Source organism: Ectothiorhodospiraceae bacterium 2226 (assembly GCA_013348725.1).
Classification (GTDB): domain Bacteria; phylum Pseudomonadota; class Gammaproteobacteria.
The window spans coordinates 1,369,090-1,381,690 of record CP054689.1; the positions used below are offsets into that span (position 1 = coordinate 1,369,090).

Annotated in this window: 12 protein-coding genes; 10 read left to right on the forward strand and 2 right to left on the reverse strand. The window is 70.6% G+C overall.

Going from position 1 to position 12,601, the window contains the following annotated elements; translation table 11 throughout:
• The first annotated feature begins 23 nt into the window (after positions 1-23).
• From trkA to HUS23_06610, 4 genes are read left to right on the forward strand one after another with little or no spacing between them, the layout of a single operon-like run.
• A complete protein-coding gene (trkA, locus tag HUS23_06595) occupies positions 24-1,397 on the forward strand; it encodes a Trk system potassium transporter TrkA (GenBank protein ID QKT03497.1) in 1,374 nt (457 codons plus the stop codon).
• The gene (locus HUS23_06600; GenBank protein ID QKT03498.1) at positions 1,397-2,854 is read left to right on the forward strand and encodes a potassium transporter; all 1,458 of its coding nucleotides are present in this window, start codon (positions 1,397-1,399) and stop codon (positions 2,852-2,854) included. The genes trkA and HUS23_06600 overlap by 1 nt, the downstream gene beginning before the upstream one ends.
• Positions 2,851-3,468, forward strand: a complete 618-nt coding sequence (locus HUS23_06605; protein QKT03499.1) for a class I SAM-dependent methyltransferase — start codon at positions 2,851-2,853, stop codon at positions 3,466-3,468. The genes HUS23_06600 and HUS23_06605 overlap by 4 nt, the downstream gene beginning before the upstream one ends.
• 5 nt (positions 3,469-3,473) lie before the next feature.
• Positions 3,474-3,794 carry a tetratricopeptide repeat protein gene (locus HUS23_06610; GenBank protein QKT05002.1) on the forward strand — a complete coding sequence of 107 codons (321 nt, stop codon included), beginning with the start codon at positions 3,474-3,476 and terminating at the stop codon, positions 3,792-3,794.
• 78 nt (positions 3,795-3,872) lie between these two features.
• Here HUS23_06610 and HUS23_06615 read toward each other — a convergent pair whose 3' ends face one another.
• Both HUS23_06615 and HUS23_06620 read right to left on the reverse strand, forming a co-directional pair.
• On the reverse strand, positions 3,873-4,307 hold the full coding sequence (locus HUS23_06615; protein ID QKT03500.1) for a DsrE family protein: 435 nt from the start codon (positions 4,305-4,307) through the stop codon (positions 3,873-3,875).
• A 334-nt stretch (positions 4,308-4,641) separates the two neighbouring features.
• Positions 4,642-5,193, reverse strand: coding sequence for a Spy/CpxP family protein refolding chaperone (locus HUS23_06620; protein QKT03501.1), 552 nt, complete (start codon positions 5,191-5,193; stop codon positions 4,642-4,644).
• A 251-nt stretch (positions 5,194-5,444) separates the two neighbouring features.
• On the opposite strand from HUS23_06620, the gene HUS23_06625 reads away from it, so the two are divergent.
• The 6 genes from HUS23_06625 (at position 5,445) to HUS23_06650 (ending at position 12,576) form a co-directional block, all read left to right on the forward strand.
• On the forward strand, positions 5,445-6,128 hold the full coding sequence (locus HUS23_06625) for a response regulator transcription factor (protein QKT03502.1): 684 nt from the start codon (positions 5,445-5,447) through the stop codon (positions 6,126-6,128).
• A gap of 4 nt (positions 6,129-6,132) precedes the next feature.
• On the forward strand, positions 6,133-7,509 hold the full coding sequence (locus HUS23_06630; protein QKT03503.1) for a HAMP domain-containing protein: 1,377 nt from the start codon (positions 6,133-6,135) through the stop codon (positions 7,507-7,509).
• Between the two features lie 150 nt (positions 7,510-7,659).
• Positions 7,660-9,186 (forward strand): trehalose-phosphatase, encoded by a 1,527-nt coding sequence (gene otsB / locus HUS23_06635; GenBank protein QKT03504.1) that lies wholly within the window; start codon positions 7,660-7,662, stop codon positions 9,184-9,186.
• Positions 9,183-11,615, forward strand: coding sequence for a glycoside hydrolase family 65 protein (locus HUS23_06640; GenBank protein ID QKT03505.1), 2,433 nt, complete (start codon positions 9,183-9,185; stop codon positions 11,613-11,615). The genes otsB and HUS23_06640 overlap by 4 nt, the downstream gene beginning before the upstream one ends.
• A 71-nt stretch (positions 11,616-11,686) precedes the next feature.
• Positions 11,687-12,037, forward strand: a complete 351-nt coding sequence (locus HUS23_06645; protein ID QKT03506.1) for a TraR/DksA C4-type zinc finger protein — start codon at positions 11,687-11,689, stop codon at positions 12,035-12,037.
• Positions 12,034-12,576: a macro domain-containing protein gene (locus HUS23_06650; GenBank protein ID QKT03507.1), complete on the forward strand. Its 543-nt coding sequence runs from the start codon at positions 12,034-12,036 to the stop codon at positions 12,574-12,576. The genes HUS23_06645 and HUS23_06650 overlap by 4 nt, the downstream gene beginning before the upstream one ends.
• Positions 12,577-12,601 lie beyond the last annotated feature (25 nt).

The following is a 12,601-nucleotide window of genomic DNA, read 5'->3' on the forward strand; positions in this document are numbered from 1 at the left end:
CGCCACTTAAGGAAAACGCACGCATGAAGATCGTCATCCTGGGGGCAGGACAGGTCGGCTCCTCACTCGCCGCCCACCTGTCCAGCGAAGCGAACGACATCACCGTGGTGGACCTGGACGCCCGCGCGCTGCAGGCCCTCCAGGACCGGCTCGACATCCGCACCCTGGTCGGACGCGCCTCGCACCCGGACGTGCTGCGCCGCGCCGGCGCGGACGACGCCGACATGGTGATCGCGGTGACCTCCAGCGACGAGACCAACATGGTCGCCTGCCAGGTCGCCTACACCATTTTCCGCACGCCGACCAAGATCGCGCGCGTGCGCGCCGCCGACTACACGCGCCACCCCGAACTCTTCGCCGCCGAGGCGCTGCCGGTGGACGTGTTGATCAGCCCCGAGCAACTCGTCACCGACTACATCCAGCGCCTGATCCAGCACCCCGGTGCGCTGCAGGTGCTGGATTTCGCCGGCGGCAAGGCGCAGCTGGTCGCGGTGCGCGCCTATTACGGCGGACCGCTGGTGGGCCACGAACTGCGCACCTTGCGCGACCACATGCCCGGCGTGCAGACGCGCGTGGCGGCCATCTATCGGCGCGGACGCGCGATCATCCCCCAGGGCAGCACCGTCATCGAGGCCGACGACGAGGTGTTCTTCATCGCCGCGCGCAAGCACATCCGCGCGGTGATGAGCGAACTGCGCCGCCTCGACAAACCCAACAAGCGCATCATCATCGCCGGCGGCGGCAACATCGGCAAACGCCTCGCGCAGGCGCTGGAGAACGACTACCAGGTCAAGATCATCGACCACAACACCACGCGCACGCTGGCCATCGCCGAGGAGTTGGAGAAGACCATCGTGCTGCTCGGCGAGGCGGCCGATGCCGACTTGTTGGTGGAGGAGAACATCGAGAACACTGACGTGTTCTGCGCCCTGACCAACGACGACGAGAACAATATTCTGTCGGCCATGCTCGCCAAGCGCCTCGGCGCGCGCAAGGTGATGGCGCTGATCAATCGCGGCGCCTACGTGGACCTCGTGGAGAGCGGCGACATCGACATCGCCATTTCGCCGCAGCAGGCCACCATCGGCACCCTGCTCGCCCACGTACGCCGGGGCGACGTGGTGATGGTGCACTCGCTGCGCCGCGGCGCCGCCGAGGCCATCGAGGCGGTGGCGCACGGCGATCCACGCTCTTCGAAGGTGGTGGGGCGCGCCATCGACGAACTGAAGCTGCCCTACGGCACCACCATCGGCGCCATCGTGCGCGACAACGAGGTGGTGATCGCGCACCACGACACGCTGATCCAGGCCGACGACCACGTCATCCTGTTCGTGGTGGACAAGAAACAGATCCGCGAAGTCGAGCGCCTGTTCCAGGTCGGCGTGACCTTCATCTGATGCGCCGCTTCGCTCCCGTTCAACGCATCCTCGGTCTGCTGCTGATGCTGTTCAGCATCAGCATGCTGCCGCCAGCGCTGGTCGGGCTGTATTACGGTGACGGCGCGGTAGCGGCCTTCCTGATCGGCTTCGCGATCACCGCCGGGGCGGGCCTCGTGATCTGGCTGCCGGTGATGCGCAACCGCGCCGAGCTGCGCCTGCGCGACGGCTTTCTGGTGGTGGTGCTGTTCTGGACGGTGCTGGGACTGTTCGGCGCGGTGCCGTTCCTGATGTCCGAGCGCCCCGACATGAGCGTGCACGACGCGGTGTTCGAGTCCGTGTCGGGCCTCACCACCACGGGCTCCACGGTGCTCAGCGGGATCGAGAACCTACCCCACGCGATCCGCTGGTACCGCCAGCAGCTGCAGTGGCTGGGCGGCATGGGCATCATCGTGCTGGCGGTCGCCATCCTGCCCATGCTGGGCATCGGCGGCATGCAGCTCTACCGGGCCGAGACGCCCGGCCCCATGAAAGACACCAAGCTCACGCCGCGCATCACCGAGACCGCGAAGGCGCTGTGGTACCTCTACCTCGGCCTCACCATCGCCTGCGCGTTGGGTTATTGGGCGGCGGGCATGGAAGCCTTCGACGCCATCGGACACGCCTTCTCCACCGTGGCCATCGGCGGCTTCTCCACCTACGACGCGAGCATGGGCCACTTCTTCGACCGCCCCATGATCGAGGTGGTGGCGATCATCTTCATGCTGCTCTCGGGCATGAACTTCGCGCTGCACTTCCTCGCCTGGCGCTCGCGCAGCGTACGCCCCTACACGGGCGATGCCGAGTGGCGCACCTACCTGCTGGTGCTCGGCGTCTCGGCCACGGTCACCGTGCTCTATCTGTGGTGGGCCGGCGTGTTCGCCGACCCGACCACCGCCGCGCTGCATGGCGTGTTCCAGGCGGTCTCCATCGGCACCACCACCGGCTTCACCACCGAGGCCTTCTACATCTGGCCGGGCTTCCTGCCGGTGATGCTGATCTTCACCAGCTTCATCGGCGGCTGTGCGCTGTCGACCGGCGGCGGCATGAAGGTCATCCGCTTCCTGCTGCTGGTCAAGCAGGGCGCGCGCGAACTCAAGCGCATCATCCACCCCAACGCCGTGATCCCCATCAAGATCGGCAACAAGGCGCTGCCCTACCGGGTGGTGGACGCGGTGTGGGGCTTCTTCTCGGTGTACATCGCGGTGTTCGTGGTGCTCATGCTTATACTGTTGTTCATGGGGCTCGACCAGGTGACGGCCTTCTCGGCCGTCGCCGCGACCCTGAACAATCTGGGCCCCGGCCTCGGCGAGGTGGGGGCGCATTTCGCCGACATCCCCGATGCCGCCAAGTGGTTCCTCTCGCTGGCCATGGTCCTCGGGCGGCTGGAGATCTTCACCCTGTTGGTGCTGTTCACCGCGACGTACTGGAGAAAATGAACCACGAGGGCGACCACATCCGCGAGAAGTGGGACGAGCGCTACCGGCGCAAGGGCGGCGAGCTCGGCAGCCCGGCGCGCGTGCTGCGCGACCACGCGCACCTATTACCCGAACACGGCCTCGCCCTGGATCTCGCCTGCGGCCTGGCGGCCAACGCGTTTTTCTTGGCCGAACACGGGCTGACCACCCACGCCTGGGACATCTCCGAGGTGGCGGTGGAACGGGTGCGCGAACTCGCTGCCCAGCGCGGCGTCACAGTGCACGCCAACATCCGCGACGTCACCGTGGCCCCGCCCGCTCCGGCCTCCTTCGACGTCATCGTGGTGAGCCGCTTTCTCGAGCGCGACCTCGCGCCCGCGCTGGTCGCGGCCTTGCGCCCGGGCGGGCTGTTGTTCTACCAGACCTACACCCGCACGCGCGCCAGCGACCCGGAGGTCGAGGAAGGCCCCACGAACCCGCAATTTCGCCTCGGCGACAACGAGCTGCTGCGCCTGTTCGCGCCGCTGCGCGTGCTGGCCTACCGGGAGGAAGGCGCGGTCGCGGGCGCCGCCGAGGGGTTGCGTGACGAGGCGCTGCTGGTCGCGCAGCGCCCGCCCGAGGCACCAAGCGCCTGATGGGCATGATCGAGAACCTCGAGGGGCTGCTCGCCCAGGGCCAGGACAACGCCCTGCTGCGTTATGGGCTGGGTAACGCCTACCTGCAGCAGGAGCAGCACGCCAAAGCCGCCGAGCACCTCGCCAAGGCGGTGGAACACGACCCGCAGTACTCGGCCGCCTGGAAGCTCTACGGTAAGGCGCTGGTCGGCGCCGGCCGCGCCCAGGAGGCCGCCGAGGCCTTCGAGCGCGGCATCGCCGTGGCACAGGCGCGCGGCGACGTGCAGGCCAGCAAAGAGATGACGGTGTTCCTCAAGCGCCTGCGCAAGGGTTCACCCCAGGGCTGAGAGGGACGCGGTCGCGCCGTTCGCTTGCTCCTCACGGTCGCGGCTGACATCGGCGGCCCCGGCCGGCTGCAAGCGCCGCTACGGCCGCCAGTAGCGGTAGCCGATCATCTGCAGGCGTACCACCTCGGGCGCACCGGCATCGATGAACTCGACCTCCAGCGGGAAGTCGTCCTCGCTGAGCTGCCACGCCCGCATGCTGATGCGGCACGCCTTGAACACCACGCCGCGGTGCGCGAGCTTGGTCACCAATTGCGCGGTCTGCTCGTTGTCGGCCAGGAGGGCGTGAATACCCTCTTCGTAGGCCACCACGGTGAAGTTCACCGCGTGGTCACCCAGGTCGTCCAGCACCTTGTCCAGTTGCAGCATGACGCGGCGGTGGCCGAAGTCGCTCGTGGTGCGCGTGAGCTGCACGACGAACGGCAGCGCCGGCTCCTGCGGGGGCTGCGCCGCGCCGAGCTCGGCCGCCGCGAGACTCAGAACGAGCAAAACAAGCCAGGCATGCAAGGTCTTCAAATCGCCCTCCTGCGGCTGAACGGTGCGTTGGGCTATCGATGGTACTCCGGCACGTTCAGCCGCGGGAGGGGCGTCCCGCCCGGCTCTCAGCTCACCAGGCGCGCAACCAGGGCGAACACCGCCACGACCACGGCCAGCAGGCTGAGGGCCTTGGCCACGAGCAGCGCGGTGCGCCGATCATCGGGATGCAGCATGGTGCACCTCGAGGCGAGGAAGAAGGTTTATCGCTTCAACTATGGCCCGCACCACGCCAAACGCGAGCCGCGGCGCGCAAAAAAAAGGCGGCGCTTCATGCGCCGCCCAAACCGGGCAACCCGGGTCAGTCTCGTTCCTGTCAGCCGCGCGGGCGCTCGCCTCGCGGCTTGCCGTGCTCACCCCACTGCTCCAGACGCTCGGCCACCTGCGCCTGCTGTTCCGGCGTCAGTACGGCGTGGATCTTGTGCATCATCTGCGCGCGCCGCACCATCATCTCCTGCATGCGCTCGGACTGCGCCTTGGCCAGTTCGCGCGCCTGCACCTCGTCGAAGCGGTCGGCGGTGATCACCTCGCGCATGGCCTGCTGGTGCTCGCGCATCTGCTGGCGCATCTCGCCGGTGCCGCCCTTGTGCTCGCGCACGATCTCCTGGATCTGCGCCCGCTGTTCGTCGCTCAGGTCCAGGCCCTGCAGCAGGTGGCGCATGCCGCCGCCATGCTGCATGCCGCGCTTGCCCTGCATGGCGCCGCGCGGATGCTCGCCGCGTTCGTGGGCGTGTGCGTGCTGGGCCATGGCAAGCTCTTGGTAAATCGCGCCATGACGCTCGTGCGGCGCCGCCAGGGCGGCGCCGCTGGTGACGGTCAGCAGGCCCGCGCTCAACAGCGCACCCATTAGAGCGTTTCGTTTGGTCATCGCATCATCCTTTGTCCGTGGCGGGCGCGAGGCCCGATCAGTCTTGTCTCGCGGGGCGCTGCCGCCTCACCCCGCGGCGTCACCCCTTGCGAAACGATTGTGCGGCCCCGCTGCGCCAAGGTGGGTATAGCGCGCGTAAAGCTGTGTAAAGAACTGTAAAGGGACGCGCGCAGCGGCCGCCGATCGGGAAGAATTTCTGTGCCCCTGCCGCTCGTGGCACCATGCGGACAGAGAGATACGCGGGACGATGCATGAGCAAGCTGTTGCTGGTAGATGACGACGTGGAGCTGTGCGCCATGCTGGCCGAGTACCTGCCGGCGGAGGGCTTCGTGGTCGAGACCGCGCACGACGGCGCCGAGGGCGCTCGCCGCGCGGTGGAGGGCCACCACGACGTCGTGGTGCTCGACGTCATGCTGCCCGGACTGAACGGCATCGACGCGCTGCGCGCCATTCGCCGCACCAGCCAGGTGCCGGTGCTGATGCTTACCGCCAAGGGCGACGAGGTGGACCGCATCGTCGGCCTGGAACTCGGCGCCGACGACTACCTGCCCAAGCCCTGCAACCCGCGCGAGCTGGTGGCCCGCCTGCGCGCCATCCTGCGCCGCGCGGCACCGCACACCGCCCCCGAGGGCGAAGTGCTGCACGTGGGGCCGCTGCTGCTGCGCGCGCGCGAGCGCCGCGCCGAATGGGGCGGCACGCCGCTGGAGCTGACCAGTACCGAGTTCAACGTGCTGGAGGTGCTGGCGCGCCACGCCGGGCGGGTGGTGAGCAAGGCCGAGCTGTCGGAGCAGGGCCTCGGCCGCCCGCTGGAGCGCTACGACCGCGGCATCGACATGCACGTCAGCAACCTGCGGCGCAAGCTCGGCAGCCTCGCCGACGGGCGCTCGCCCATCCAGACCGTGCGCGGCCTGGGCTACCAACTGTTGGGCGACTGAGCGGGTGGGCCGCCTGTTCTGGAAGATCTTCTTCGCCTTCTGGCTGACCCTGGTCGGCTTGAGCCTGGCGGTCGGCCTCGCGGTGCATCTCTATCAGCAGGCACGCCTGGACGCCCTGCCGGACCTGGCCGGCAGTCCGCGCACCGAGTTCATGGTGGCCTCGGCCGCCGCGGCGCTCGGCCACGGCGGGCCGCCCGGGCTGCGGGCGCTGTTCGAGCAGTGGCCGGGCCCGCATGCGCCGCCGGTGCTGGTGGTGGACGAGCGCGGCCAGGATGTGCTGGGGCGGCGGGTGCCGGCGGCGGCGCTGGCCCAGGCGCAAGCCGAGCTCGCACAGCACGGTGCGACCCGTGCGGTGCGCTCCGTGCGGGCACCGGACGGCGCGCGCTACACGCTGTTCGTACCCGCTGCGGAGACCCGCCAGGGGCGGCGCCTCGCCGCGCCCGATCCGGTGCACACCTTCTCCATCCAGCTCGCGGTGGCGCTGCTGGCCAGCCTGCTGTTCAGCGGGGGGCTCGCCTGGTATCTGAGCCGTCCGGTGCGCCACCTGCGCCGCGCCACGCGCCGGCTCTCCGAGGGTCGGCTCGACACCCGCGTCGGCGCCGACATCGGTCGGCGACGGGACGAGATCGCCGACCTGGGGCGCGACTTCGACCACATGGCGGGGCGCCTTGAAAGTGTGGTCGGCGCGCAGCAGCGCCTGCTGCACGACGTCTCGCACGAGCTGCGCTCGCCGCTCGCGCGCCTGCAGGTGGCGGTCGGCCTCGCACGCCAGAACCCGGCCAAGACCGGCGCCAGCCTGGACCGCATCGAACAAGAGGCCGAACGGCTGAACACCCTGGTGGGCGAGGTGCTTACCCTGTCGCGCCTGGAGGCCGGGGTGCAGGGCTCGCCCGAGGCGCCGGTGGACCTCGGCGACTTGCTGGAGGCGGTGGTCGCCGACGCCCGCTTCGAGGCCGAGGCGGCGCAGCGGCGGGTCACGCTGTCACCCCACGGGAAGGCCGAGAGCCGCGGGCGTGCCGAGCTGTTGCACCGCGCCTTCGAGAACGTCATCCGCAACGCCCTGCAGCACACCCCGCCCGGCACCGCGGTGGAGGTCGGCCTCGCCTCCGACGGGCACGCGCACACGGTGACGGTCTGCGACCACGGCCCGGGTGTGCCCGCCGCGGAGCTCACCGCCCTGTTCGAGCCGTTTTACCGGGCCGCCTCCGCCGGGCACCGCGGCGGCTTCGGGCTGGGGCTGGCCATCGCGCGGCGCGCGGTGGAGGCCCACGGCGGGCGCATCACGGCGCGTAACCGCGCGGACGGCGGGCTGTGCGTCGAGATCGTACTGCCCCGGCGGCTGCCCGGCGGCGCCCGCTCGGCGCCGGCAGCCGCCGGCTAACCCGCCCGCAGACGCCGTCTAACCTGTTAGAGAACTCTGGTCATTCAGGATGGATTGGTTCGGTCCCTTCTGAGCAAGAACCCAGGGCAAAACCCAGCGCCGCCGGCCGCTCGCGTCGGATCCGGCGGCGCACCGCGCGCGCAGGAGCCTATGCAGACGGAGCCCTACGAGGCGGCGATCCTCGACATGGACGGTGTCATCACCCAGACCGCCACGCTGCACGCGCGGGCCTGGAAACGCCTGTTCGATGCCTTCCTCGCCGAGCGCACTCCGCGCGCGGGCGAGGACTTGCGCCCGTTCGACAGCGACCACGATTACCGGCGCTACGTGGACGGCAAGCCGCGCTACGACGGCGTGCGCAGCTTTCTCGAGGCACGCGGCATCGCCTTACCGGAGGGGCACACGGACGACCCGCCCGAGGCGCAGAGCGTGCGCGGCCTGGGCAACCGCAAGGACGCGTTGTTCCATGCCCTGCTGCGCGAGCAGGGCGCCCAGGCCTACCCCGACGCCGTGGCGCAGGTGCGCGCCTGGAAGGCGCGCGGGCTCAAGGTGGCGGTGATCTCCTCCAGCCGTAACTGCAGCGAGGTGCTGGAGTCGGCCGGCGTACGCGACCTGTTCGACGCCCAGGTGGACGGGCGCGACCTCGACCGCCTCGGGCTCCCCGGCAAGCCCGCGCCCGACATGTTCCTGCATGCCGCCGCGAAGCTCGGCGTGACGCCGGCGCGCGCGCTGATCGTCGAGGACGCCCTGTCCGGCGTGGAGGCGGGGCGCGCGGGAGGCTTCGCGCTGGTGGTCGGCGTGGCGCGCAACGGCCACGGCGAGGAGTTGCGCGCGCACGGCGCCGACCGGGTAGTGCGCGACCTGCGCGAACTCGACGCGCCGCCGGACGCCCTGGCGCAGTTCGACGCGCTGGCGGCCGACCTCGGCGGGCGACCGCTCGCCCTGTTCCTCGATTACGACGGCACCCTCACCCCCATCGTGGCGCGCCCGGAACTGGCCACCCTGGCACCCGAGATGCGCGCGCTGCTCGCGCGGCTCGCCGGCCACGTCAGTTGTACGGTCGCCATCGTGAGCGGGCGCGACCTCGCCGACGTGCGCGCGATGGTCGACCTCGACGCGTTGGTGTACGCCGGCAGCCATGGCTTCGACATCGCCGGCCCCGACGGCCTGCGCGAGGAACACCCCGAGGCGCAGCACCGCCTGTCGGCACTGGATGCGGCGGAAGCGGCGCTGCGCGCGGCGCTGGCCGACGTGGCGGACGTGCTGGTGGAGCGCAAGCGTTATGCCATCGCGGTGCACTACCGCGCGGCGCAGACGAGCGACGTGCCGTTAATCGAGCGCCGCGTGCGCGCACTGCAGAACGAGTTCGGCGGGCTGCGCCTGATGGCGGGTAAGAAAATCTTCGAGCTGCAGCCCGACGTCGGCTGGGACAAGGGGCGCGCGGTGCTGTGGCTGCGCGCGGCGCTGGACCTGGAGGCGGCGCTCACCCTCTACCTCGGCGACGATGTGACCGACGAGGACGCGTTTCGCGCGCTGGACGAGGCCGACGCCGGGTTCGGCATCCGGGTGGGCGAGGCACCCGACGGCACCCGCGCCCACTACAGCCTGCGCGACACCGACGCGGTGCAGGCCTTTCTAACTCGCCTCGCCGAGCGCCTCGACGGGGGCGCGCCGTGAGCGCCTTCGAGACCGACAGCTGGAGCCTGGTCTACCGGGGCTGGGATCCGGCACAGCAGCCGCTGCGCGAGGCGCTGTGCGCCTTGGGCAACGCGCACTTCATGACCCGGGGTGCGGCGGAAGAGGCCCGCGCCGGCGGCGCGCACTACCCGGGCACCTACCTCGCCGGCGGCTACAACCGCCTCACCTCGGAGATCGCCGGACGCCGCGTCGAGAACGAGGACCTGGTCAACTGGCCCAACTGGTTGGTGCTGCGCTTTCGACACCCCGACGCAGCGTGGTTCGATCTCGACGAGGTGGAGGTGCTGGACTACTGCCAGGCGCTCGACGTGCGCCGCGGCGTGCTCACCCGCGAGCTGCGCTTTCGCGACGCGGACGGGCGCGAGGCGACGCTGCTCAGCCGGCGCATCGTGCACATGGGCGATCCCCACCTGGCCGCCATCGAGTGGACCCTGACGCCGCACAACTGGTCCGGCGAGATCGAGATCGACAGTGCGCTCGACGGCGCGGTCAGCAACGACGGCGTCGCGCGCTACCGGGCGCTGAACGGCCGGCACGTGGAGGTCCTCGAGGCGGGCGAGCTCGACGAGGAGGTGGTCGAGTTGTTCGCGCGCACCGTGCAGTCGCGTGTGGAGATGGCCCAGGTGGCGCGCACCCGCGTCTTCCATGGCGAGGACGAGCGCCCGGCGCCCGCCACGCGCAGCACGTACACCGAGGCGGCGCGGGTCGGCCAGCGCCTGCGCGTGCGCTGCAGCGAGGGGCGCGCGCTGCGCGTGGAGAAGGTGGTGGCGCTGTACACCTCGCGCGACTGGGCGATGAGCGAGCCGCGCCTGCAGGCCCGTAAACTCATCGCGCGCGCCGGCGACTTCGCGCGCCTGCTCGCCGGCCACACCCTGGCGTGGTCGCACCTGTGGCGGTGGTGCGACGTCGCGATGGAGGACAATGCGCGCACCCAGTTCGTGCTGCGCTTTCACATCTTTCACCTGCTGCAGACGGTGTCGGTCAACACCGTGGACCGCGACGTCGGCGTGCCGGCCCGCGGGTGGCACGGCGAGGCCTACCGCGGCCACATCTTCTGGGACGAGCTGTTCATCTTTCCGTTTTTGAATCTGCGCATCCCCGAGCTCACGCGCGAGCTGCTGCTGTACCGGTTTCGCCGCCTGCCGGAGGCCCGCCACGCGGCACGGGCGGCGGGGCTGCGCGGCGCGCTGTACCCCTGGCAAAGCGGCAGCGACGGGCGCGACGAGAGTCAGGTGATCCACCTCAATCCGCGCGCGGGGGAGTGGGTGCCGGACGACACGCACCTGCAGCGCCACGTCAACGCCGCCATCGCCTACAACGTGTGGCACTACTTCGAGAGCACCGGCGACTGCCAGTTCATGGAGTACTACGGCGCCGAGATGCTGGTGGAGATCGCGCGCCTGTGGGCCAGCCTCGCGCACTACGACGCGCGGCGCGACCGCTACGAGATCCACGGCGTGGTCGGCCCCGATGAGTTCCACACCCGCTACCCCGACGCCGAGCGCGCCGGCATCGACAACAACGCCTACACCAACGTCATGGCCTCCTGGGTGCTGGAGTGCGCGGCACGCGCCTTGGAGGTGATCGGCGCCGACCGGCGCGAGGAACTGCTGGAGGCTCTGCACGTCGAGCCGGAGGAGCTGGCGAGCTGGGACGCGATCAGCCGCCGCCTGTACGTGCCGTTCCACGACGGCGACATCATCAGCCAATTCGAGGGCTACGAGCGGCTCGAGGAGCTCGACTGGGACGGCTACCGCGCGAAGTACGGCGACATCCACCGGCTGGACCGGCTGCTCGGCGCCGAGGGCGACGCGCCCGACCGCTACAAGGCGAGTAAGCAGGCCGACGTGCTGATGCTGTATTTCCTGTTTTCCACCGAGCAACTCGCGCACCGCTTCGCGCACCTGGGCTACGCCTTCGATCCGCAGAGCATCCCGCGCAACATCGAGTACTACCTCAAGCGCACCTCGCACGGCTCCACGCTGAGCCGCGTGGTGCACGCCTGGGTGCTCTCGCGCGCCGACCGCGAGCACTCCTGGCGCCTGTTTCGCGAGGCGCTGGAGAGCGACGTGGCCGACATCCAAGGCTCCACCACCCCGGAAGGCATCCACCTCGGCGCCATGGCGGGCACCGTCGACCTCGCCCAGCGCTGCTATACCGGCCTGGAGGTACGCGAGGACGTGCTGTGGCTCACCCCGCGCCTGCCCAAGGAGATGCGCCGCCTGCGGGTGCGCATGCGCTACCACACCCACTGGCTCACCATCGAGATGAACCACCGCCGGCTGCGCGTGGCTTGCGAGCGCGGCTATGCCGGGCCGGCGCGCATCGGCTTCGACGGCGCGGTGTACGAGGTCGCACACGGCACCCAGCGCGAGTTCCGGATCAAGGAGCCACGCCGGCGGGGGTAACGGGGCGGCGTGGCAAGGCCGCGGGGAGCGACGTAGGATGAAGGCACGTCCCGACGAGGTAGCCAAGCAGAATGACCGAGACCTATGACGTGGCGCACTACCGCCGCCTACTGGGGCAGGCGCGCGCCGAGCTGCTGTCCGTGCAGGAGGCACGCGAGGCCTCCACCGCCACCGTGCACCTGGACCAGCAGAGCGTCGGGCGCCTGTCGCGCATGGACGCACTGCAGATGCAGGCCGTGGCGCAGGACACCCGCCGCCGCGCCGAGCTGGCGCTGCGGCGCATCGAGGCGGCGCTGCGCCGGTGCGACGAGGGCAGCTACGGCTATTGCGTGAGCTGCGAGGAGCCCATCGACCCACGGCGCTTGGCCCTGGACCCGGCCGCCCCGCTGTGCATCGCCTGCGCCGAGGCGCGCGACGCATGAGCACGCGCACCATCGGCGGCACGACGCTCGAGTGTCGCGAGGGCGATATCGCGCAGCAGGGCGACGTGGACGCCGTGGTCAACGCCGCCAATGCCCAGCTGCGCAGCGGCGGCGGCGTGGCCGGCGCGCTGCACCGCGCCGCCGGGCCGGGCCTGGCGCAGGAGTGCCGGCCGCTGGCGCCCATCCGGCCCGGCGAGGCGGTGATCACCGGCGCCCACGGGCTACCCAATCGGCATGTGATCCACTGTCTCGGGCCGGTGTACGGGCAGGACGAGCCGGCCGCCGAGTTGCTCGCCGACTGTTACCGCAATGCGTTGCGCCTCGCCGGCGCGCACGGCATCGCCTCGATCGCGTTTCCGGCCATCTCCGCCGGCGCGTTCGACTATCCGGCGCAGGAAGCGGCGCGCATCGCGCTGCAGACCGTGATCGACGAACTGCGCGCGGGCACGGCGCTCCAGCGGGTGCGCTTCGTCCTGCACGGCGGCGCCGGCGCTCGGCTGTACGCGCAGACCCTGGAGCAACTCACCGCGCCCACCTGAACGCCACCCCGCGAGGAGCCCTCGG

What these genes read in the sequence shown, in the direction of transcription:
- trkA (QKT03497.1), top strand. Translation starts at nt 24, where the DNA reads ATGAAGATCGTCATCCTGGGGGCAGGACAGGTCGGCTCCTCACTCGCC.
- HUS23_06600 (QKT03498.1), top strand. Translation starts at nt 1,397, where the DNA reads ATGCGCCGCTTCGCTCCCGTTCAACGCATCCTCGGTCTGCTGCTGATG.
- HUS23_06605 (QKT03499.1), top strand. Translation starts at nt 2,851, where the DNA reads ATGAACCACGAGGGCGACCACATCCGCGAGAAGTGGGACGAGCGCTAC.
- HUS23_06610 (QKT05002.1), top strand. Translation starts at nt 3,474, where the DNA reads ATGATCGAGAACCTCGAGGGGCTGCTCGCCCAGGGCCAGGACAACGCC.
- HUS23_06620 (QKT03501.1), bottom strand. Translation starts at nt 5,193, where the DNA reads ATGACCAAACGAAACGCTCTAATGGGTGCGCTGTTGAGCGCGGGCCTG.
- HUS23_06625 (QKT03502.1), top strand. Translation starts at nt 5,445, where the DNA reads ATGAGCAAGCTGTTGCTGGTAGATGACGACGTGGAGCTGTGCGCCATG.
- otsB (QKT03504.1), top strand. Translation starts at nt 7,660, where the DNA reads ATGCAGACGGAGCCCTACGAGGCGGCGATCCTCGACATGGACGGTGTC.
- HUS23_06645 (QKT03506.1), top strand. Translation starts at nt 11,687, where the DNA reads ATGACCGAGACCTATGACGTGGCGCACTACCGCCGCCTACTGGGGCAG.
- HUS23_06650 (QKT03507.1), top strand. Translation starts at nt 12,034, where the DNA reads ATGAGCACGCGCACCATCGGCGGCACGACGCTCGAGTGTCGCGAGGGC.